The organism is Paenibacillus anseongensis (genome assembly GCF_009757995.1).
GTDB lineage: Bacteria > Bacillota > Bacilli > Paenibacillales > NBRC-103111 > Paenibacillus_E > Paenibacillus_E chondroitinus.
Genome location: NZ_WSEM01000012.1, coordinates 196,575 through 219,021, shown reverse-complemented (window position 1 = coordinate 219,021; position 22,447 = coordinate 196,575). Strand labels below are relative to the sequence as shown.

Sequence of the window (22,447 nt, the reverse complement as noted above, 5' to 3'; positions counted from 1 at the left end):
TGCCCACCGATATAATTGTCCTATAAGAACACGGAGGTGAGCCATTCATGCGTACAACACGAGCGGAAATCGAGCTCCAAACAGCTCACGCCAAGCCAATGACCAAAGGTAGTGGCCGTCTGAAGCTGATGCTGAGCAATTATGATATGTACTTGTTGCTTGTGCCTGGATTGATATTTTTGCTGCTGTTCAAATATGCGCCGATGTACGGCATTGTGATTGCTTTTCAGGACTTCAATATTTTCGACGGATTTAGCGGGAGTAAATGGGTAGGGCTGGATCAATTCGAGAAGCTGATTCATTCGGAAGAGTTTTATCAGGTATTCATCAACACGCTGTTGATCAGCTTGTATAAGATTGTGCTGCTTTTTCCAATCCCGATCATCATTGCGCTTTTCTTGAATGAGGTGCGCAAAGTCTTTTTCAAAAAGACGATTCAAACGATCATTTTCCTCCCGCATTTCTTATCGTGGGTCATCATCTCGGGCTTGTTCATTAACATTCTGTCTCCGACAGGCGGTCTGGTGAACAATGTCATCCAATGGTTCGGGGGCGAACCAATCTCGTTTTTCCTGGACAACCAGTTTTTCCGTAGTGTCGTTGTATTTACAGCAGGCTGGAAGGAATCCGGATGGAACGCCATCATCTTTATCGCTGCCATCGCAGGAATCGAGCAAGAGCAGTATGAAGCAGCTTCCATTGATGGTGCGGGACGTATTCGGCAAATGCTTTACATTACACTGCCCGGCATTTTGCCGACGATCATTTTGATCTTGATTTTGCGCTTGGGGTACTTGCTTGAGGCGGGTACGGAGCAAATTTTGACGATGTACAATTCCGTCGTTTATGCCTCCGGCGATGTCATCGGCACCTTCGTGTACCGGCAAGGTCTTGGCCAGCAGGACTATAGCTTTAGTACAGCGGTCGGGTTATTCAACTCCGTTGTTGGCTTCATCTTGATCGTAGCCGGCAACGAACTGAGCAAAAAGTTAATCAAGCGCAGCATCTGGTAGGAGGCGAAAACAGTCATGCACAAAAAAACGATTGGCGATAGATCGCTGGACTTCTTCATTTATCTCGTGTTAATCATCTGCGGTTTAGCAACTTTGCTGCCGTTAGCGAATATTTTATCCAAAGCCATTAGTGATGAATCAGCCGTAGTTTCCGGTAAAGTGGGGATCATTCCGATCGGCTTTCAGCTGGATACCATGAAATACGTCGTTTCCTCCAGCCAGTTTTTACATTCAATTGGGATTTCGCTGCTAATTACGATAGTGGGTACATTTCTGGCGATTCTGATCACCGCATTAACCGCTTACCCCTTGTCCAAAAGGCATCTGCCCGGCATTTCCTTCATCATGCTGCTGTTCATTTTCACGATGATGTTTAATGGTGGTATCATACCGAACTACTTGTTGATGAAGCAGCTTCATTTGATTAATAACCTGTGGTCCATCATGCTGCCGGCCCTGATTAGTGTCTTTAACATGCTGGTGATTAAAAGTTATTACGAATCCTTGCCGGAAGCCTTGGAAGAATCGGCTAAAATGGACGGCGCCCGCAACTTTACGATTCTGTTCAGAATCATTATTCCGTTAAGCGTTCCTGTTATTGCGACAATCGCGCTATTCTATGCGGTGTACTTTTGGAATGATTACTTTCATCCGATGCTCTACATCAATGACGCAGGTTTGAAGCCCTTGCAGCTGTACTTGCGGGATATTGTGATGGATGCGGACAGCTCCAGTGCCATGAACAAAAGCGTAGACGACATGATGAACGTTTCACCGGAAGGCATTCGTGCGGCAACGGTTATCGCGTCCATTATTCCGATGCTGTTAGTGTACCCGTATCTGCAAAAACATTTTGTCAAAGGCGTTCTGATCGGCTCTGTCAAAGGGTGAATGAGCATTAATGCCCTTGATGTTAGCGTCAAGGGTTTAATGATATAGTATATACAATTACTAGGGAGGTTTGCACATGTTAAAAAGACACAATAAAGTCATGCTTCTAACACTTGCAGCAAGCTTATCGGTTACTTCACTTGTTGCTTGTTCGTCCAAAAGCAATACGCCGGCAAGCAATAATGCAGCCCCGGCAAGCGCAGCGCCAGCAGCAACAACTTCTGGACCAAAGCCAGAATTGAAATCGCTTCAAATTTGGCAAAAGGACGATTACAACACGTACCCGGTTGCGAAATTCCTGGAAGAGAAAACAGGCTACAAAGTGCAATACGATATGCTCCCTCAGGATAAAGCAGCAGACAAGCTGAACATTCTTATCGCTTCCGGCGAACCGTATGATGCTGTTACAACAGGAGGAACGACGGACTTCAAAGCATTATTTGCCGATTATGCGAAAAAAGGCGCTTTGACAGACCTTGGACCTCTGATTGATAAATTCGGACCGAACATTAAAGCCTCCGTCGATCCAGCCGTGCTGGAAGCAGCTAAAGTAGACGGTAAACTATATGCGATTCCTACCAAAACAATTTCCTTCGCCGGTGAGAGTTTGTATGTAAGACAGGATTGGCTCGACAAAGTAGGCATGAAAGCACCGACGACATTGGATGAGTTGGTAGCTGTTTTGAAAGCGTTTAAAGAGAAAGATCCCGGAGGAAACGGCGATAAAAACATTCCATTAACGATTAAAAGTGAAGCCATGTTTATTAATAACATCGTTGGCGCTTTCGGTATGCCGCTTTTCTGGAACGATGTGAACGGCAAGCTGACGCCACGCATTATGGACCCTGCTTTCAAAGAATATGTGACGTTTGCGAGCGATCTTTTCAAACAAGGGCTGCTGGATAAGGAGTTTGCTGCTAACAAAGATGCTACGGCCAAAGAGAAATTTACCAGCGGTAGAGCGGGGATGATCATGATTCACTGGGCTGATGTTCCTGTGGTTAACGATGCTCTTGTGAAAAATAATCCGAACGCGAAAGCGAATTATATCCCTGCGCTGAAAGGCAAAGACGGTAAAATCGGTTTGAGCGCTGCGACAGGTTTTGACCGCATTACCTTCATTCCTAAAGCGTCTAAACATGCGGAAGATGCGATCAAATGGATGAATGCGAAGCTGGAGCCGGCAACGTTTAAAGAAATGGCGATCGGCCAAGAAGGTAAGCACTACACATTCAAAGACGGCGCTTATACGCCAATTCAACCGATTTTTACGGATGAGCGCAACCAAGCGAACAATTTCTTGATGGGTACCGATGATAAAAACTATCCAACTTACTGGCAAGCACGTGTACGTAAAGATATGCGTTTGTTCGATGCTTGGAATTTCATGAACACGATTCAACCAGAGAACACAAGAGTTAAAGATCCATTAGGCCTTGCTCCGTACTTGCCTGAGTTCTCGAAAAACTTCCAACAATTGAACACGATGGTGGGAGACTATACGACGAAGCTGATTTTCGGGGCGGAGCCGATCAGTGGTATTGAAGCTTTCCAAGCCAAATTCAAATCGTCTGGCGGAGATGCCAGCTACAAAGAAGTGAATGATTGGTACGCAACCGCAAAAAAATAAAACAAATTTAAATGAGAAGAGAACGTGCCATGCATTTACTTGCTGCATGTTCTCTTTTTTATTAGACATGGAGGAAAAGTAATGAGATTAAAAGATCAGCCCAAATGGCAGGGGAAAAGCTGGTGCACGTTAGGAGACAGCATTTCAGCTGCAGGTGGTTATCAACCATTGGTCAGTACAGCGCTTGGGTTTTCCACCGTCCTGAATGAAGGTAAAAGCGGATGCCCGCTCACAGCGGGAGGAGACCGTGATTACGGCGCGACTGTGCATGTCGGCAGGCAGATGGAGCCTGTGTACGATTGTGTGACCATCTTTTCGGGCACGAATGATTTTCGGCTGGATAAGCCGATTGGACGCAAGGAAGAGCGGGATATCCATACATTTTATGGCGCCTATGTCACCTTAGTGGAGGATATTCTGAGCAAAAATCCGGCGTGCCGCCTCAATCTGTGGACACCGCTGCAAAGAGATAAAGACGGATTCGACATTGATTCCGTGAATGCGGAGGGCCATCGTTTAGCAGACTATGTCGAGGTTATTCAAGCGATTGGCGTCGAGTATGCGCTGCCTGTGCTGAATTTGTACGCGGAAAGTGGCTTTAATCGCTTCACGCTGGGCTTTTTGAGCAGTGATCGCCTGCATCCGAATCAGGAGGGCTTTAAGCGAATTGCCGCTATGGCGATTCCTTTTCTTGAGCGCATTTAGGCGCCGTAACGGAGCATCCTCTCCGCAACAGCGCCGCAGCATCTTTAACGGGAGGAAGAATCCAATCCCGTCTACTTATACGCGTCAAACGTCCGCTTGACGAGGAGGATCGCCTGCTCGCGCGTCGTGCTGCCCAGCGGGTCAATGCGCCCTCCGCCCACGCCATTCATGATGGCGTGGTTGATGGCGAATCGAACCGCATCCAGCGCCCACGGCGCGATCAAGTCACTGTCGGCAAGGCCGGAAGTGCTGCTGATGTTCAGCGTGGCGGCAGGCTTCGCCGCCTTCACAGCGCGCATCAGCATGACGCACAGCTCTTGCCGTGAAATGCTCGCGTCCGGCGAGAAGCTGGTCGCGGATACGCCTGTGACAATGCCGAGCTGGAACGCCTTCAGCACGTCGACGTTCACCGTATCCGTGAACGGATTCGGCGCAGCCGCTGCTGCCGGCTTGCTGCTGAGCGCTTCGTAGAGCTTCACGGCGATGCCGGCGAACTGCTCCCGAGTGATAGGCTGCTGATAGTTGCCAAGCACCGATGGTGTCGTGAGCGATGCTGCGATGGCCAGCTTGAGATCAGCTTTGGCCCAGTCGCTGGAGCCCTTGACGGCCTCTTCGAGCAGCGCCTCAGTGTTCGGCTGACCGGCGTCGCCTTGCGTACTGCCTTGTGTGCCCCCTTTGCTGATCGGACCTAGCTTATCCGGGATCTTCACGTCTACGGCAGGTTTGAGGTCGATGACTGGAACTTTGGTAATCACTTTATTTTTACCAACGAGAACAGGGATTTGAACGACAGGATTAACTTTATCCACAATAACCAGGCCGTCACGAGGGGCTTTATTCCAAATGAAGACCGTCTCCACGCCTGGGATTACATTGTCGGGCAGCGCGTACTGGTCAATGACCGGTGTTACGGTATAGGCATATAACGTATTCTTATTTTTATTCGTCGCTTTATCGACGGTCGCCACAGGCCCAAAATCACCGGTTGTATTTTGCACATTAAAATATTTCGTGCCATCCGGACCGTCGCGTTTAATGATATAGGAAGATTCCATGTTGGAGTTATCATTCCAGGTGAGTGTTACCGAACCGTCATCATTGGCGGAAGCTTGGAAATCGCTGGTTTCCCCCGGCTGCATGACTTTGAATGGCCCTTCGGTCCGCTCCAAATACGTGTCAGATCCCAGAATCGGGACATAATGAATCATAACGCGAATGCTCACCGAGGTGATGGACGGATCGATCGGGAGGCGGAATTGAGCGCTAATCGACTGGCTTTTCAACTCGAGAACGTTATGCCAATTAATATTGTCGGTGGAATATAACATTTCGAAGGACTCTATCTTGGTCCCGATGGCTCTGTCGTCACTATAGATGACTGGAATGTCTGCGCCAGCAATTAAATAAGGATCACTGCCTCCGATAAAAAAATATTGCATTTGCACCTGCGCATGAGCGCGCGGAGTTGGCAGCACGAAACATATCGCGAAGATAAAGACAGCCAATAAGGGAATCATCTTTCGTTGAAGATGCATCAACATGAACTCTCCTCCACCAATGGTTAATTATTTAATCACCTTATACGAGATATGGACGGATGTTTCGCCCTTACCTCCCACTAGTCTGGAGACGGTATATTCCACACCGAGCGTACCGTTGCTCCCTGAAAAAAGAAATGCTCCCTCGGCAGGTACTTCATCCATGGTAAAACCGTGCTCTTTGAACCTTTTGCGCGACAGCTCGGCGGTTTCCTTCACATCTTGCTTCATCACATAGTCGATGGTGTCGCGGCCATCAGCCTGGGAAGCTTCAATGCCGCTCGCTCCATCCAGGATGAGGATCTGAATGTTTTTCTGGATGTCACTGGATGCCTTGGTGGAGGCTTCTGTGGAAGCGGGCGCCTCTTTGCCGCAAGCAATTACAAATGTAAGCAGGCTGACGCATAGCATGACCATTACGTTTTTCCATATGTGTTTCATCGCACTTATTCCTCCTAAACTCCGCACTCAGGTGCATGTGTACTAACGATAGCTCAATAGGAATATTGGCACTACTATCCTATGGTATATTTTGGTATGATACCTTCGTATAAAAATCCGAACATTAAATGGGTGAGGAACGATGGCGGAAATAAACGGCAGATTGGTCGTGGGCAGACAGCGGGAATTACAGATGTTTAACGGATTTTTGCAGAGGACTTACCCGGAGAAAAGATTGCTGAACCTATACGGCACAGGCGGAATTGGCAAAAGCTTTCTGCTCGATGAGTTTCGGCAGCTTGCAGCTGGACGCAATGTTCACGTGATTTCGCTGGACAGCCGTGACATCGTACATAACCCCTCCTCTTTATGCCATCATATGGTTCAGCTGTTAGAGCGACTTGTCGGCAAGCACGTCTCCGTCTCGATACCGGATCAACCTATCTCCACAATGGAATGCATTGGAATTCTGAATCGAGCAGCGATAGAGCATAGGTTACTCTTAACTATCGATACGTACGAAGAGATGGGGGAGCTTGATCACTGGCTTCGGGAGCATTTTATCAAAGAGCTGCATCCCTCTATTTCTATTGTGATTTCAGGCCGTTATGCCCTGCAGGGCGCATGGAGATTGTCCTCTACATGGAGACACTGTACGATGCAGATGCCGCTCTCGGATCTATCGTTTTCGGACGTGAAAACCTATTTACATAACCTGTCTATCCTGGATGAAAACACAATTTACTGGATTTGGAACCAGACGAAAGGGCATCCGCTGACGCTCTCCCTAACGGCGCAAACGTCCTCCATACGAGAACTCATTCACCTGCAGGAAATTGAAGTGCTGCCCTTAATTACGAAGCAATGGTTAAAAGAGGTCTCTCAGCCCGCCTTGCGCAGAATGGTGGAAGCGGCTTCCGTATTAAAGCATTTTAATCAGGAGACACTTGCTCATGTGTTAGAAGAGCCGATCACTGTGGAACAATTTCAGCAGCTTACCGAATTATCGTTCGTCAGAAGAGTGAAGCGGGGATGGCTGCTGCATGATTTGGTTCGCACGGCTTTCAGCCAAGAACTTAGTGCAAGGTCACCGGACTACTATGCGACTCTAAGGCGCAAATGCATGATGTATTATTATCATCGAACGATACGGAGTATTGGGAAGAACGACGATATTTCGCTCGAAGCCAGTGACTTCTTCCACTATTTCGGGGATGAACTGATACGGCAGTTTTTCAATCAAGATGCTGCTAGCAACTATTTTGAGGTTATGGACGAAGCCAATTTTGCCGATGCGGAACGCTACATCCAACGCCGTTACGAGGAAGCCCAAGAGTACCGAATTCCTTATGTCGACAGCGCCACGAATCAAACGGGAGAGTTCGTTATCACGCGCGAGCAAAATCTGTTTAATCTCAAACACGTGCATTTGCGGGAACTTGCTGGTTTAGGACCAGGCACCGTCCGTCTGCTGCGCAAGCCGCAAGGGGAAGTTGTCGGTTTAACAGCGGTCATTCCGATTAATGGCTTAACCATTGATTATCTATTGAACAAGCCGCTTTCGTCGGCCTATTTTCGCAGCTTGCCTCAGGAACAGTTGGATGAATTTGCACTGCTATCCGAAACACCTGTGGGATACTACATACAAACAATTGACGTATTGAACTATAATGATATGAGCTTGTTGGCGGACACGGGACATTTCTTCATCACGCTGCTGCTTACCGGCGGGTTTATTGCCGGATCTCCGCCTCCGATTCCGTTTTCTACAGAAATTCATCACCGGCTGGGTTGCGAGATGTCGCCCGTAGTCCATTACGATTACGATCAGGTGACGCCAACGCATACCTTCACGACGGATACGAGAGGGCACAAGCTGCAAGCGTATCTGCGGAAAATGATGCTGAAACTCGGGATGACTGAGTTCATGGAGAGTGAACCGGTTGCAGAGCCTCCGTTCGTACCGTTAACGGACATACAGCGCAAAATCTCCGATTTGTTAATGCAAGGCATGACGAACGCCGAAATTGCCAAGCAGCTTTTTTTAAGTGAGATTACGATCAAGAAACACCTTACGGCGATTTTTCAGAAGCTGGAGGTAAGAAACCGCACACAAGCGGTACAGAAGCTGATCAGCAGCCGCAAAGGCGCGGTGTAACGTTAATCCCCTTCGCCAATCAGGCCAGTTGGATAACCCTTTGTGCCGCGGGTGCGTATTCTGCTTCATGCCGATGAAATGCAGGGCTTTCTCAGATTATGACCTGGGAAAGTCTTTTTTTGTGCAGAAAAATGGGATTCACCGAGTAGTGAAGGAGACGTCCATTCACGGAATGGATGAAATTGGCGCTTGCATATTGAATTTTGTTGAAAATGATTCTCAAAATCATTGACAATGGTTTTCATCAACTATACACTAAATAAATAAAGTTTGGATTCTACTGACCTCACATACCTAAATGAATAAATACAATTTCGTTTGAACATATAGCCAAGGAAGGATTGATGACCGATGCACGCCATCGAGGCCCAACATTTAACGTTAACTTATGGAGATAACAGTATCTATGAAGATTTGGATATTGCGATCCCTAAGGGGAAGATCACCGTGTTTATCGGCAGCAATGGTTGCGGTAAATCAACGTTACTTCGTTCGTTGGCCAGGTTGCTGAAGCCTACCAATGGCAGCATTTTGTTAGACGGGCAAGCCATCGCCAAGCTTCCGACGAAGGAGATTGCGAAGCGTTTGTCCATTCTGCCGCAAGGGCCGGTTGCTCCGGAAGGATTAACGGTGCTCCAACTCGTCAAGCAAGGGAGATATCCCTACCAGACCTGGTTGCAGCAGTGGTCCGCAGAAGATGAAGAGATGGTGACGAAAGCGCTGAAAGCTACGAATATGCAGCAATATGCGGATCGTACGGTGGATTCTTTATCAGGTGGACAGCGACAACGAGCTTGGATTGCCATGACGTTGGCCCAGGGAACGGATACGATTTTACTCGACGAGCCGACCACTTATCTGGATATGTCACACCAAGTTGAAGTGCTTGACTTGTTATTTGAATTGAATGTCGAGCAGCAGCGCAGCATCGTCATGGTTCTGCATGACATTAATCTGGCTTGTCGCTATGCGCATCACATCGTGGCTATTCATAATAAGAAGATCGCCATCCAAGGGAAGCCGGAAGATATTATTACCGAGGATACGATTCGTACCGTGTTTAACATGGATTGCCAAATTATTGAGGATCCCCTGTTTGGTACGCCGCTTTGCATCCCATTCGGCAAGGGCAGGAAAGTTAATGAGCAGGAGCAAGTCTCCAGCAACCTGGCAGAAGCTGCATTGGTTGTTTAAGCCTCTACATAAGTAATCAAAGTCTCTATTGAACGCTTTTGCGTGGATAGAGGCTTTTCTTGTTGCGCTCACAATTGCCGTCACCATAGAATGAGACCGGAGCATTTTGGGAAAATAAGGACAAGATATTAGACCTTGTCATTCGCAGAAGCACTTCATACAATAGTAGTATAAAGCTTTAACTTCTTAGGATTGGAGAACTGCATGATGCGCTTTAAAGATGTGTTTTCCATCATTGGACCTTCCATGATAGGTCCATCCAGCTCCCATACAGCGGGAGCCGTCCGTCTAGGGCGTGTTGTCAGGCAGCTGCTTGGTGAGCAGCCAACGAAAGCTGAAATTACCTTATACGGGTCTTTTGCGGATACATACCGGGGGCATGGTACCGACTTGGCGCTTATTGGCGGCTTGCTCGATTTTGAAACGGATGATCCGCGGATACCGGAGGCGGCCGAAGAGGCGGAAGCTCGGGGTGTGGAGATTGCCTTCCTCACAAGTAAAGATAAGGCCGATCATCCGAATACGGTCAAATTTACGATTTCCTCCGGGAGCAAAGAAGTGAGTATGATAGGGGCGTCCATCGGTGGCGGGAACGTTGAAATTGTAAATGTGAATCAATTCGATGTGAAATTTACCGCGGTATACCCTACGTTAATTATTTCTCATCACGACCGGCCGGGGATGATCGCAGACATTACCACCTTGCTGGGACGCAACCAGATCAATATTGGATTCATGGATTTGGATCGGAAAGGCAGGGACCGAGAAGCGATGACCGTCATTGAAACTGACGTTTCCGTTCCAGATGCCTTGATTGAGGAGCTCAGCTCCTTAAGCATGATATTTGATATCAAAAGAGTGGATCTCGCAGAAAGAGGCGAATAACTTGAGATTCCGAACATTAAAACAACTTACTGAAGTATGTGCTGTAGAAGGAATGACGATTGCGGAAGTCATGCTGGCCGATCAAAGCCAAGAATCGGGCAAGACACCGGAATATGTGTTTGAAAAAATGAGGGCTTACTATCAAATTATGAAAGAAGCCGTGGCGAAGGGACTGACGGAAGATACAACCTCCCGCAGCGGATTGACAGGCAAGGACGCTCAGCGTGTTGCCAGCTATATGACGACGACAGAAGCTTCACTCGGTGAGGAAGCTTGCAAGGCGATGGCGTACGCGTTAGCCGTGTCCGAAGTGAATGCTTCCATGGGACGCATTATTGCTACGCCTACGGCTGGCTCTTGCGGCATTATCCCCGGAGTTTTCATCAGCAGCCAGCAGCGGTTCGGCTGGGATGATGATCACATGGTCCGGGGATTGCTGAGTGCAGGCGCGATTGGTTATGTAATCGCGAACAACTCTTTTGTGTCTGGCGCGGAAGGCGGCTGCCAGGCTGAGGTAGGCTCCGCGATCGGCATGGCCGCGGGAGCGCTTGTTGAGCTTCGCGGCGGTACGCCTGAGCAGGCGATGCATGCGGTGGGACTAGCGCTGAAGAACACGCTAGGGCTTATCTGCGACCCAGTCGGCGGACTGGTCGAAATTCCGTGCATCGTCCGCAACGGCTTCGGTGCAGTGAATGCCATGGCAGCGGCCGATATGGCGCTGGCGGGCGTTCGTTCCGTCATCCCCTCCGACGAAGTCGTGCAGGTGATGTACGAGGTGGGCACCGCGATGCCCGAAAAGCATCGCGAGACGGCCAAAGGCGGCCTGGCCCAGACACCGACAGGCCGGCAAATTATGAAAGAGCTTAATTTGGGCAAAAAGCGATAGAAGTAAGGTCCGCAGGGAGGATGATTCCTGCGGGCTTTTTTATTAGGGGTGTTAGGCTCCATCGTATGTAACCCCGCAAGAGCCTGAGCTCCACGGCGCCTTGCTCTAGCGCTGTTTTACATCGCTAACAAACGTTCACCACGATTCATCACGGCTCTTCCGTACGGCCTTGGTTCGCTGCTTCAGCACATCGACTTCCGTTCAGGTTGTATTTTATACAACCATTTGTACCGAATCTCATGCCTGGAGTCAGCCCCATTGTACTTTATGCAACCATTTAGCTGCGAAAGCTGCCGTTTCAACACAAACCAAGCATTTTCATTGCATTTTGTACAGTGGAGTGGCTCGGTTTCCCTACAAACCGTCTTTAATGTTGCATAAAATACAGCGTACGGCAGCCTTCCCCCTCAAGTTTATTCTCCCGAAAATTTGGCATCCTAACAGGATCACGTGCCAAGGAGTTTGAATATGCGCATATTTGCAATAAGCATTGTGTTAGCCTCCGCGCTCACACTTACCGGGTGCTCTCACCCATCAAGGATTAAGCAGCTGGGCACGGGGGACCAGGTGCAATTGACGTCCGAACGGGAGACGGATAACCGGATGTCGGACTGGAATTTGACCAGCAGCGATGCGGAGCTGTACATCGGCGATTTGGGCGTAGAGCAGCTCTATGCCGCTGCCTCTGCCTCGAATCGAGTAAAGAGCCTGGCTGCAGAGAATAAGAAGCAGGCGCTTCTGCCAAACGGCTTTCCTTTGATCCAGGCTTTTCCCAGTCCGGGCATCGTCCCGAAAAAAGGAGGTTACGTCGAGAACGTAATCGAGACCGCCAAAAGCTACCTCGGAACCCCCTATGTGTATGGGTCGGACCGGCTGGATCCGCAATCTTTTGACTGCTCGGATTTCACGCGTTGGGTATATTTGACTGCGCTTGGGATGGATTTGCCCTGGGATGCGAAGAATCAGGCTGCTTATGTGGAAGCACTATCCAAACGAAAATACACCGATCTTAAACAGGCAAAACGCGGGGACTTGCTGTTCTTTACGAATTTCATGGGCAATCGTCCTTCCGATTATGCCAATCTGGACCCTTCACAGAAGCCGATCAGCCATATGGGCATTTATTTAGGAGATGGGAAAATCATTCATTCCGCTTCCAAAAAGACAGGCGGCGTGCGGATTGACCATATGTTTTTTAAGCATCTGCAATATCGTTTTGTTCTAGGAGGCTCAGTCCTGGACTAAGCGTAGTGCCCCACTAGGCCATGTAGTGGGGCATTTTCACGCGCCATTGTTTCCCTTCCTATTAATTCGTTATATAGTAAAGAAGTTGAAGTGACGGAAAGGAGCTAATAGCAGATGCACTCGTCGATGATTGAGCAGGAGAATGGCATTTTTCCCTCCGTATGCTCACTGGATTGTCCAGATCAATGCGGATTGCTGCTTCATAAGGAAGCCGGCAAGATCGTTAAAATAGAAGGAGACCCCAACCACCCGGTAACACAAGGGGCAATTTGCAATAAAGTTCGCAACATGACGGCACGACTTTATGATGATAAAAGGCTGCAGTACCCGATGAAGCGCGTTGGCCCGAAAGGGGAGGGGAGCCGCTTTGAACGCATATCCTGGGAGGAAGCGATCGCAGAGATCACGACCCGCTGGAAAAAGCTGATCGCAGAGGAAGGTGCCGAGTCCATTCTGCCATACAGCTTTTACGGCAATATGGGGCGGATTGGGACCGAGGGGATGGATCGCCGGTTTTTTAACCGGATGGGTGCAAGCCGTTTGCTGTACTCGATTTGCGAAGCCGCAGGAACCGAAGGCTATAAATATACGATGGGCGGCAGCTTTGGAACCGATCCGGAGGATACGGTGCACGCCAAACTCATCATTATGTGGGGAATCAATGCCGTCAGCACGAATATGCATCAGGTGATGCTGGCTGAGAAAGCCCGCAAAAACGGTGCACAAATCGTTGTCATTGACGCGCACAAGAACCAAACAGGCCGTTGGGCGGATTGGTTTATCCCAATTATGCCGGGAACGGATGCCGCGCTTGCGCTGGGAATCATGCATATATTGTTCGCCGAAGATAGCGTGGATGAAGCTTTTTTACGGCAATATACAGTTGGCCATGAGGAGCTGAGGGAACATGTTCGGCAATATGAACCTTCTGTGGTATCTGCAATAACAGGAGTCTCCGTCGAAGACCTCAATCGCTTGGCCCGACTGTACGGTCAGACGTCGCCTTCTTTTATTCGTATTGGCAACGGGATTCAGCATCACGATAACGGCGGTATGTGCGTGAGGACCATTGCCTGCTTGCCGGCATTAACGGGGCAGTGGCTGCAGCATGGAGGTGGCGCTATAAAAGGAAACGGCGCCTATTTGGAGCACAACATTCCCGCCTTACAGCGGCCTGATTTGCGGGTAAAAGAGGCGCGGCAAATTAATATGAATTTGCTTGGCAGCGCGTTGCTGGAGTTGGATCCGCCAATTCGCTCGTTGTATGTCTACAATTCCAATCCGGCTTTAGTTGCCCCGCATGCCAATAAAGTGAGAGAAGGGCTTCAGCGAGACGATTTGTTTACGGTTGTGCATGATCTGTTTCTGACCGAGACGGCGAAATACGCCGATATCGTGCTCCCGGCAACTTCGTCTTTTGAGAATACGGACTTTTATCGTTCCTATTGGCATCATTACGTGCATCTTCAACTCCCTGTCGCTCGGCCATACGGCGAGAGCAAAGCGAATGTCGATGTGTTTCGTCTGCTTGCAGCGGAGATGGGCTATGAGGATGAGGCTTTGCAGGATAGCGATGCGGATTTGGTACGCCAAGCTTTGGATCACCCGGGAAATCCAGCGTTAGCGAATATTACCTATGAGAGCCTGCTGGAGAACCAGTTCATGAAAGCGGAAGTGAAGCCGCTGTTTCCAGGACAGTTACGAACGCCGAGCGGTAAAATCGAACTTTTCTCCCGTGAGATGGCGGAGAAGGGTTATCCGGCTTTGCCGACGTACATTCCGCTTCCCGATGAAGGGGATTTGCCGTTTCTGTTTATTCCTGCGCCGAATCATAACTTTCTGAACTCGACGTTTGCTCATAATGAAAAGCATGTCCGCATGGAAAAAACGCCGAAGCTGCATATGAATGAAGCGGATGCCGCCTCTTTGGGGGTAGCGAGTGGCGAAATGGTTCGCGTATGGAATGCTCGCGGTGAATGTGAGCTAACCGTAGCGGCGGGCTCGGATGTGCTGCCAGGTGTCGTCGTGAGCCAAGGACTCTGGGCGGATTCGTCCGCTTCCGGTAATGGCAGCAAAGCCTTGGTTAATGCGCTTACGCCGGATCGCGTGGCGGATATGGGCGGAGGGGCAACCTTTTTCTCCGGTCGTGTGCGTGTGGAAAAGCTCAGCAAGTGAGCTGAACGTATGGGCGCCTCCCCGCATAAAGTAATGCAGGAGGTGATGGCCTATGTCACTACAGCAAAAAGCATATGCTTGGATAGGCAGTCCAGTAGGTGTATCCCTAATGGACGGTACCGGTACTTCAGGAATTTTGTGCAGTGTGCAAGGCGGGTCGATTTACCTGATCGAATACTTATACCATACGCAATTTGCCACGAAGCATTATGCCTTCAGTCAAATTCGGGATATCTACCCTTTCCCGCAATGCCCGCAGCCGCAATTGTTGTACCAAGCTAAGCCGATGTATTAATGCATGTAAAAGCCGACCCTGTGGGGTCGGTTTTTTGCCACGGTGGAAGAGATGACTGCCTCGCATCAAGTAACCAAGCCACATCGAATGCCCGCCTTGCACGAAGTGACCATATCGCTCTGTATGACTGCCTCGTATCAAGTAACCATGCCACATTGAATGCCCGCCTTGCACCAAGTAACCATACCGCTCTGTATGTCTGCCTCGCATCAACTAACCATGCCACATCGAATGCCCGCCTCGCATCAAGTAACCAAGCCACATCAAATGCTCGCCTTGCACTAAGTAACCATATTGCTCTGAATGACTGCTCGCATCAAGTAACCATGCCACGTCGAATGCCCGCCTCGCACCAAGTAACCATATCGCTCTGTATGATTGCCTCGCACCAAGTAACCATACCGCTCTGTATGTCTGCCTCGCATCAACTAACCAAGCCACATCAAATGCCCGCCTCGCACCAAGTGACCATTCCGCTCTACATAACCGCTTCACACCAAGTAGTCGATCCTCGTCGCATCACCACTTTGCGCCACTGCACCTCGATCCCGTATCTATGCTGCATTTTGTACAACATAGAACAGCTCTAAACCCTATCACCCCAACCTTCATTGCACAAATTACAATGAATTCAATCTAAATAGCGTGAAAACCGCTCAATTCTGCCTTTTACGTTGTATTTTGTACAACGAAGAAGGAGGCATTGGCCGATTTGAGCCCTCTATGCTGCACAAAGTGCAATATAGAGAAGGCTTTGGCCATTATCAGGGGCTGTCATTGGACTTCATCCAATGCCACGCACATCCACTTCGCTCCTGTACCGCGTAAATCGCCAGATTGGGCGCGCTATTCCTCATATGGGAGGGAACTGTTCACGTTTTTCACCAAAATAGAGGAACAGAGTTCCCTCTACAGGCATTCCTACATCTTTTCCAATAATATCCCTCCTTCACCTAAATAAATGACAATAAAAGTTGTCAAAAAGGGGGTAATATGATGGAATCGCGACTAATTGTATGCGCTTACACTGACGCGAAACTAAACTGAATAAGGAGCATGGTACATGAAAATTCGCTTTTTACAAAAAAGATTAGCTTTGTTGGTACTGTTCTCCATGGTCTTTTCTCTACTCCTCGTTCCTGCGGCAGGCAGAGCAGCGGACGTTGAGGTAGATGTTGCTGCTCTCCCAACCAGTGCAGATGCTGCTATCGTTATAGACAGCACTAAGCCTGAGGTAGCGGATACGAACTACGACAACAGAACGAATTTGGGGAGTTCGACGTTAGGATTATACAGCCTTTCAACCAGCTCCTCGAAAAAGACAGAAGTTTATTTCAAGTTTGATGTGTCTACCGTATCCGATAGTACATACAAATATTATTTGCAAGTGTCTGCGAAAAAAGGCAGCAGTGACATTGACACGGCCCTTCAAGTGTATGGTCTTTTGAATAATTCATGGCAAGAATCAACGATAACCTGGAATAATGCTCCTCAAACGGATTTATCAGCCATGAATCCATTAGGACAATTTATTGTGAATCAGGCTAATTCAGCTAAACCGATTTTATACACCGTAGACGTGACGGATTATGTAAGGCAGCATCTCTCCGACCAGAAAGTTTCTTTCATCATTGCTTCAAACTCAACCAACTCCGTTAACGTATATTCAAAAGAGAACACTTCAGCCTCCAACCCTGAGCCGCAACTCCTGGTACGGCGTGTTGTTCAAAGCGACACTACCCCGCCAATATGGGGTCAAAACGCAGCCTTAAAATCAATCAATTTAGGCATGGATTTTGTTCAATTAACCTGGCCGGCAGCCATCGATGACAGTGCGGTATCGAACTATAAGCTTTATCAGAATGATGTGCTGCTAAGCAATGTGACAGGGAATACATACACCGTTCAAGGGTTAACCCCGAATACAAGCGTTACATATAGCGTTTACGCAGGAGATGCGGTAGGCAATTACTCGCTGACACCTCTTACCTACAACGTAACGACATTGTCTGCTCCAGTTACACCTCTGCAAGTCGTAGAAGTCAATGCGAGCAGCAGCGATGGAAACGTTGAGAGCAACACGCTCGATAACAACTTGTTCAGCCGCTGGTCAGCTTCAGGTGACGGGCAATATGTGATGTTTGATTTGGGACAACCGAAGAACATTGGGTATGTGGGCATTGCTTTTTATAAAGGCGATCTGCGGACTACGCTCATTGATATTCAAACATCAAACGATGCTCAAACCTGGACGAATGTGTTCACCGGAAACAGCCGTCCGAATACGGTGGATATGCAAGCTTTTGATATCCCGGATATACAAGCTCGCTTCGTTCGCATCATTGGACACGGGAACTCCGATGGCAGTACGTTCACAAGTTTAACGGAAGTTATGATCTATCCACCGTTCCCTTCAGGTGATACACCGGTGGCTATCGTCCCCAATATTACGCCAACGGCGCCGTCAGGGACGGTCCCTTTTACAAAGCCGGGATTAACGAATCCTGATGGGTCTGAACATGCTATACACTCGCCTCATCAGGTAACTGGCGTTACGCGTAATGTACTTGATTACGGCGCTGACCCAGCGGATAATGCCCAAGATGACCGCATTGCCATCCAAAATGCAATAGATGCCTCTACGGCTGGCGACGAGGTGTTCATTCCGAATGGCGTTTATAACTTAATCACTTCCCCGGATGGATTTATCAATCTAAAACTGAAGTCAGGCGTCAACCTGCGGGGGGAGAGCGAGTCGCAAACGATTTTGAAATCAAGCATTGATGATGTTAAAAATAGTTCTGTGCTGAAATCATCGAGTCAACATGATATTTTGATTTCAAATCTGACCGTTACTTCCACGTGGAATCGTGCCTTTTCATTGGATCATGTGATCAATAATCCGGCTGCCGGAGGGCCTGACAGCATGATTGCTATCGCCAATTACGGAGAAGATCCGTCCTATAATGTCACCGTTGATCATGTCACTGTGGAGCGTTTTCGGCGCATGGCCATTCGCATTGAAAACAGTCACGATGTTGTTGTTCGTCATGCGACTTTCCGCAATGCAACGGACTTAGGCGGCGGCGGTGCCGGATATGGCACGTCCATTCAAGGGATGCCGAAGGTTGATAGGCTCGGTTTCGATAATGATACGTATTGGAATGTAGTGGAAGATTCCAACTTTGAAGGGCCGTATTTACGCCATGGTTCCCTCATTCAAAACGTAGCGCACAACAACGTACTGCGAAACAATCATTATAAGAACACAAAGCTGGACGCAATTGATCTCCATGGTGAGTTGGAATATTTGAACGAAGTTTATGGCAATACCGTTGAGAATATTTTTACCGGCGGCGGCGTAGGGCTTGGGAATACTGGCGGGACGGCTCCAAGCAATCATAGTAAAACAGGACCTCAAAACTACATCCATGACAATGTGATTCGCAATGCGCGTGAAGGAATTGTCGTCACCATGGGCACTCCGGATACACGGATCGAACATAACATCATTGAAAATACAACGACTGTCAACAATGGTGTAGGGATCAACATTTTAAACGGGCCAGGAACACGCATCGAAAATAACATCATTCGCAATAACACGGCTTCCGGTTACTGGGGGATTTTGCTTGAACACGACAACGGGGATCAAAATGCCGGGGGTGTCGGCGCTGGTGACCCTCAAGACGTACAAATCATAGGCAATACCATCACTGGAAATACGAATGGAATTCAGCTTCAGAAGGGTACGAACATTTCCGTTATCAAAAATATTTTAGATAATCCAGGTACTAATTATGTGAAAGCTAGCGGCGTGACGGCGACTGAAGTTTGGCCTTCTACGGATAATACGTTGAGCAGCCTGACAACAAATGCTGGTGCGTTGAGCCCCGCCTTTGATGCGGCGCAAACCGAGTACACATTAAGTGTCTCTTACGATGTAAGTCAAATTACTTTAACGCCAAATGCAAATGACAACAATGCGCAAGTAACAATCAACGGAGCCTCCGTAGACAGAGGAACAGCATCAACACCGATCCAACTAAACGTGGGTTCAAATGTCATTGAGATTGTAGTTACCGCAGAAAACAACGCAACGAAAACGTACCGGCTGAAAGTAACACGAAACGCAAACGACAGGGAAGACAAAGGAGCCTCTCCTTACAGCTCCGCTCCTGGAGGCCCGATTTCAACACCTTCCGCTAAGTTAGGGACTAAAGTGTCGGAAGTAAACGGCAAAACGATCATTACTGCTTCGGTAGATACACAGGCGCTTGAGGCGATCACCAAAGCACAAGGGGGCGGACCAGTTACACTTGCGGTAGAGACACCGGGCAGCACGGAGCAGGTGCAGGTCAACTTGACGCAATCCGCGCTCAATAAGCTGCTTGAAGTGCCATCGGTGAGGATTGATTCCTCAATAGGAGGCCTCAAGCTTCCTGTAAAGCAGCTAGTTTCAGAGCAATTCGCGAAGCTTGAGGTTGCTATCACCACCAACGATTCCGCTTCGGCACAAGCCCAAGCTGCCGGACTTCATGTCGTGACTTCGATGGATTTCTCCATGAAGGCAGTTCTGAACGATGGTCAATCCGTGGACATCCATGACTTCAATCAGTATGTGCCATATACGTTGAAAGTAGAGAATGGAACGCTTACTGAGCGTAACTTGGCTGCCGTCAGGGTTGTACAAGATGCCAATGGCAATGTCAGCTATGAGCCGGTTCCATTTACCGTTCAAGCAGGGGAAGTTACCATTTACGGTCGTGCAAACGGCACGTTTATGCTGATCGAAAATCAGGTTTCCTTCGGGGATACAGCCACACACTGGGCGAAGAACGAAATTGAACAAATGGCCAACAAATGGCTCGTCCAAGGCATTTCCAAAGAGGAATTCCGTCCGGATCAACCCGTTACCCGCGCAGAATTAGCAGCAATGATTGTACGGACACTGGGCATCAAGTCCTCGGGAGATGACGCCCCTTTTAAAGACATGAACGCTAAAGAATGGTACAACAATGCTGTAAACGCCGCCGTGAAAGCTGGCATTATTACTGGCTACGAGGATGGGACGTTCCGTCCGGAACAAACAATTACCCGTCAGGAAATGGCGGTTATGATGAATCGCGCTTTACTGGCAGCGGGGTACAACGAGCAGAAAGTTCAAGGGGAGGCACCTTCCTATGAGGATCAAAAGCAAATTCAGCCATGGTCGCAAGAGGCAATTGATCACCTTGGGAAGTTAAAGCTAATGGAAGGCACAAGCTCCTCTTCATTTGACCCGGATATGGAAGCTACACGGGCGCAAAGCGCTGTCATGCTGCTTCGGTTACTGCAAGTACTGACTTTTACAAATTAACGTATAGTTAAATAAGCTATGATTGAAGGCTTCGAATGAAGTCTTCCGTCATAGTTTTTTTATTTTATGGCAGTTATCCAGAAAAATCCAATGGTTAAAAAAGGGAATATCCTGGTTTTTGCAGAAGTTACAAGGGGTAAGAATTTGAGTGGCTGTAGGTGTAGGAGGAGCTATGTTACTAGAGAAATTATTTCTGAACATCCTGATTGTCCTTGCTCCTGTTTTATTGCAGAGCGTTTTTGGCGAACGTTGGAGTTACGCCAAATCTCCCATTATGATGGGGCTGTTGTATGGAATGGCATCCTCGCTTTGTCTGCTTTTTTCTTATGAAGATCTTAACTTATTTTGGGATTTGCGCTACGTTCCTATGGTCATAGCAACTGTGTATATGGGACGGAAAGCAGGCTTTATCAACTATGTGATGATCATTATGACGCGTACTTACCTTGGTGGCGATGCGCTTTTGTTTGGATATATTAGTATGACGATTGCGTTCATGATTCCCTTGCTTGCTTCGTTCAAAGTTAATGCTTTGACGGGGAACTCGCGGATTAAGGCCACTATTGTGGTTGCCCTGGGACCACTGTTTGTCATGCTCATGATATTAATTTCGTACTCATTGTTTTCCGGCGAACCCCTGGATTATCGCATGATTCCCGCCATCACTGCGTTCGGAATCCTCACGATTTTGGGAACTTGGTTCTCCACGATGCTGCTGGAACTGAATGAAGAACATGCCAAAATGAAAGCGGAAATCCAAAAAGCTGAAAAAATGAAAACCTTAGGTGAACTTGCTGCTTCTATCGCTCATGAGGTTCGTAATCCACTAACGGTTGTAAAAGGGTTTCTCCAGCTCATGCGCCCAAGCGAACTAGGCAAAAATCAACAGTACCTGACCATTGCCATGGAGGAACTGGAGCGGGCCGAAACAATTATCAGTGATTATTTGAATTTCTCCAAACCTAAACTAACGAAGTTGGAATCCTTTTCTTTTTCGGACGTGCTAACGAATATCCTGATCTTGCTAACACCGATGGCAATGAAAAATGGCGTAGAGCTTACTTGTCATGTCGATGAGCACATCTATATTCATTCCGATAGAGGGCAACTGCAGCAAGCGCTGGTGAATGTAATTAAAAACGCGATTGAAGCTACACAGGCGAATGGTGAAGTGAAGGTACGTTTGACGGGGATGGTTGGTGAAGTACAGATCAGCATTTGCGATAACGGCAGAGGAATGAGCAAAGATCAGCTGTCCCGCATCGGCCATCTGTTTTATTCCACGAAGGATGTCGGGACGGGACTTGGGACAGCTGTTACTATCCGAATCATCGAGACGATGAACGGCAAAATTGTTTATGAGAGTGAAGAAGGCGTAGGTACGACAGTAACAATTACCTTACCCCTGCAGCAAAATTAACGATTATCGATTTTTTCCGGATACATATCGTGGTTCATTAACCGGTGCTCAGCCATCGCTTCAAACTTCGTGCCGGGCTGACCCCAGTTGCAATACGGATCGATTGAAATGCCGCCGCGCGGAGTGAATTTCCCCCAAACCTCAATATAACGAGGCTCCATGAGCTTGATCAAATCATCCATGATAATGTTGACGCAGTCCTCGTGGAAATCGCCGTGGTTGCGGAAGCTGAACAGGTACAGCTTAAGGGACTTGCTCTCTACCATTTTGATATTCGGAATATAGGAGATGTAGAGGGTGGCGAAATCCGGCTGTCCAGTGACGGGACACAGGCTCGTGAACTCAGGAAAATTAAATTTGACGAAATAATCCCGGTTCGGATGTTTGTTATCGAATGCTTCCAGCACCGTCGGATCATAGTTGAAGACATACTTCGTTCCTTGATTTCCGAGTAGGGTGATTTCTTTTAAATCTTCATTGCTTCTACCTGCAGACATGATGAATCCTCTTTTCATAGTTTTTTTACCACATAAGAATTTAAAAAAGTTCCGGTGATCTCAGATAGAACAAATTCTTATTGGCGATAAAAATAACCTCTGAACGCGGCCGCTC

The 22,447-nt window shown here is 48.2% G+C and carries 17 protein-coding genes; 13 read left to right on the top strand and 4 right to left on the bottom strand.

The genetic code is table 11. From position 1 onward, the window contains the following. Window positions 1-98 precede the first annotated feature (98 nt). The 4 genes from GON05_RS13400 to GON05_RS13385 all read left to right on the top strand — a co-directional run bounded on the left by GON05_RS13400 (window position 99) and on the right by GON05_RS13385 (window position 4,239). On the top strand, window positions 99-1,013 hold the full coding sequence (locus GON05_RS13400) for an ABC transporter permease (protein WP_127453198.1): 915 nt from the start codon (window positions 99-101) through the stop codon (window positions 1,011-1,013). A 15-nt stretch (window positions 1,014-1,028) separates the two neighbouring features. After that, window positions 1,029-1,904 (top strand): carbohydrate ABC transporter permease, encoded by an 876-nt coding sequence (locus tag GON05_RS13395; RefSeq protein ID WP_157319598.1) that lies wholly within the window; start codon window positions 1,029-1,031, stop codon window positions 1,902-1,904. A gap of 76 nt (window positions 1,905-1,980) precedes the next feature. Further along, on the top strand, window positions 1,981-3,534 hold the full coding sequence (locus GON05_RS13390) for an extracellular solute-binding protein (RefSeq protein ID WP_246239093.1): 1,554 nt from the start codon (window positions 1,981-1,983) through the stop codon (window positions 3,532-3,534). 81 nt (window positions 3,535-3,615) lie between these two features. Beyond that, window positions 3,616-4,239, top strand: coding sequence for an SGNH/GDSL hydrolase family protein (locus GON05_RS13385; protein WP_157319597.1), 624 nt, complete (start codon window positions 3,616-3,618; stop codon window positions 4,237-4,239). Between the two features lie 71 nt (window positions 4,240-4,310). Here the strand turns inward: GON05_RS13385 and GON05_RS13380 are convergent, their stop codons facing one another. Together GON05_RS13380 and GON05_RS13375 are read right to left on the bottom strand one after the other, a co-directional pair. Continuing rightward, complete coding sequence (locus GON05_RS13380; RefSeq protein ID WP_157319596.1) at window positions 4,311-5,780, bottom strand: S-layer homology domain-containing protein; 1,470 nt, start codon at window positions 5,778-5,780, stop codon at window positions 4,311-4,313. 24 nt (window positions 5,781-5,804) lie between these two features. Next, complete coding sequence (locus GON05_RS13375; protein WP_157319595.1) at window positions 5,805-6,218, bottom strand: hypothetical protein; 414 nt, start codon at window positions 6,216-6,218, stop codon at window positions 5,805-5,807. Between the two features lie 142 nt (window positions 6,219-6,360). Between GON05_RS13375 and GON05_RS13370 the strand changes: the two genes are divergently transcribed. The 7 genes from GON05_RS13370 to GON05_RS13340 all read left to right on the top strand — a co-directional run bounded on the left by GON05_RS13370 (window position 6,361) and on the right by GON05_RS13340 (window position 15,056). Beyond that, a complete protein-coding gene (locus GON05_RS13370) occupies window positions 6,361-8,376 on the top strand; it encodes a helix-turn-helix transcriptional regulator (protein ID WP_157319594.1) in 2,016 nt (671 codons plus the stop codon). A gap of 351 nt (window positions 8,377-8,727) precedes the next feature. Further along, window positions 8,728-9,570 (top strand): ABC transporter ATP-binding protein, encoded by an 843-nt coding sequence (locus GON05_RS13365; RefSeq protein ID WP_157319593.1) that lies wholly within the window; start codon window positions 8,728-8,730, stop codon window positions 9,568-9,570. 207 nt (window positions 9,571-9,777) lie between these two features. Continuing rightward, on the top strand, window positions 9,778-10,455 hold the full coding sequence (gene sdaAB / locus GON05_RS13360; protein ID WP_127453194.1) for an L-serine ammonia-lyase, iron-sulfur-dependent subunit beta: 678 nt from the start codon (window positions 9,778-9,780) through the stop codon (window positions 10,453-10,455). Window position 10,456: 1 nt separating this feature from the next. Further along, window positions 10,457-11,341, top strand: coding sequence for an L-serine ammonia-lyase, iron-sulfur-dependent, subunit alpha (gene sdaAA, locus GON05_RS13355; RefSeq protein ID WP_127452813.1), 885 nt, complete (start codon window positions 10,457-10,459; stop codon window positions 11,339-11,341). 468 nt (window positions 11,342-11,809) lie between these two features. Next, window positions 11,810-12,586: a C40 family peptidase gene (locus GON05_RS13350; RefSeq protein WP_157319592.1), complete on the top strand. Its 777-nt coding sequence runs from the start codon at window positions 11,810-11,812 to the stop codon at window positions 12,584-12,586. Between the two features lie 114 nt (window positions 12,587-12,700). After that, entirely contained in the window at window positions 12,701-14,761 is a 2,061-nt protein-coding gene (locus GON05_RS13345; RefSeq protein WP_157319591.1) for a molybdopterin-containing oxidoreductase family protein, read from the top strand. 52 nt (window positions 14,762-14,813) lie between these two features. After that, window positions 14,814-15,056, top strand: coding sequence for a hypothetical protein (locus GON05_RS13340; protein WP_157319590.1), 243 nt, complete (start codon window positions 14,814-14,816; stop codon window positions 15,054-15,056). A 213-nt stretch (window positions 15,057-15,269) separates the two neighbouring features. Here the strand turns inward: GON05_RS13340 and GON05_RS13335 are convergent, their stop codons facing one another. Next, entirely contained in the window at window positions 15,270-15,497 is a 228-nt protein-coding gene (locus GON05_RS13335) for a hypothetical protein (RefSeq protein ID WP_157319589.1), read from the bottom strand. A gap of 622 nt (window positions 15,498-16,119) precedes the next feature. Between GON05_RS13335 and GON05_RS13330 the strand changes: the two genes are divergently transcribed. Beyond that, window positions 16,120-20,415, top strand: a complete 4,296-nt coding sequence (locus GON05_RS13330) for an S-layer homology domain-containing protein (RefSeq protein WP_157319588.1) — start codon at window positions 16,120-16,122, stop codon at window positions 20,413-20,415. A 172-nt stretch (window positions 20,416-20,587) separates the two neighbouring features. Next, on the top strand, window positions 20,588-21,835 hold the full coding sequence (locus GON05_RS13325) for a sensor histidine kinase (protein ID WP_157319587.1): 1,248 nt from the start codon (window positions 20,588-20,590) through the stop codon (window positions 21,833-21,835). Here the strand turns inward: GON05_RS13325 and queF are convergent. Beyond that, the gene (gene queF / locus GON05_RS13320) at window positions 21,832-22,332 is read right to left on the bottom strand and encodes a preQ(1) synthase (RefSeq protein ID WP_157319586.1); all 501 of its coding nucleotides are present in this window, start codon (window positions 22,330-22,332) and stop codon (window positions 21,832-21,834) included. The genes GON05_RS13325 and queF overlap by 4 nt on opposite strands. Window positions 22,333-22,447 lie beyond the last annotated feature (115 nt).

Coding starts and splice junctions, on each gene's coding strand:
- GON05_RS13400 (WP_127453198.1), top strand. CDS start 99: ATGACCAAAGGTAGTGGCCGTCTGAAGCTGATGCTGAGCAATTATGAT.
- GON05_RS13395 (WP_157319598.1), top strand. CDS start 1,029: ATGCACAAAAAAACGATTGGCGATAGATCGCTGGACTTCTTCATTTAT.
- GON05_RS13390 (WP_246239093.1), top strand. CDS start 1,981: ATGTTAAAAAGACACAATAAAGTCATGCTTCTAACACTTGCAGCAAGC.
- GON05_RS13385 (WP_157319597.1), top strand. CDS start 3,616: ATGAGATTAAAAGATCAGCCCAAATGGCAGGGGAAAAGCTGGTGCACG.
- GON05_RS13380 (WP_157319596.1), bottom strand. CDS start 5,780: ATGTTGATGCATCTTCAACGAAAGATGATTCCCTTATTGGCTGTCTTT.
- GON05_RS13375 (WP_157319595.1), bottom strand. CDS start 6,218: ATGAAACACATATGGAAAAACGTAATGGTCATGCTATGCGTCAGCCTG.
- GON05_RS13370 (WP_157319594.1), top strand. CDS start 6,361: ATGGCGGAAATAAACGGCAGATTGGTCGTGGGCAGACAGCGGGAATTA.
- GON05_RS13365 (WP_157319593.1), top strand. CDS start 8,728: ATGCACGCCATCGAGGCCCAACATTTAACGTTAACTTATGGAGATAAC.
- sdaAB (WP_127453194.1), top strand. CDS start 9,778: ATGCGCTTTAAAGATGTGTTTTCCATCATTGGACCTTCCATGATAGGT.
- GON05_RS13350 (WP_157319592.1), top strand. CDS start 11,810: ATGCGCATATTTGCAATAAGCATTGTGTTAGCCTCCGCGCTCACACTT.
- GON05_RS13345 (WP_157319591.1), top strand. CDS start 12,701: ATGCACTCGTCGATGATTGAGCAGGAGAATGGCATTTTTCCCTCCGTA.
- GON05_RS13340 (WP_157319590.1), top strand. CDS start 14,814: ATGTCACTACAGCAAAAAGCATATGCTTGGATAGGCAGTCCAGTAGGT.
- GON05_RS13330 (WP_157319588.1), top strand. CDS start 16,120: ATGAAAATTCGCTTTTTACAAAAAAGATTAGCTTTGTTGGTACTGTTC.
- GON05_RS13325 (WP_157319587.1), top strand. CDS start 20,588: ATGTTACTAGAGAAATTATTTCTGAACATCCTGATTGTCCTTGCTCCT.
- queF (WP_157319586.1), bottom strand. CDS start 22,332: ATGTCTGCAGGTAGAAGCAATGAAGATTTAAAAGAAATCACCCTACTC.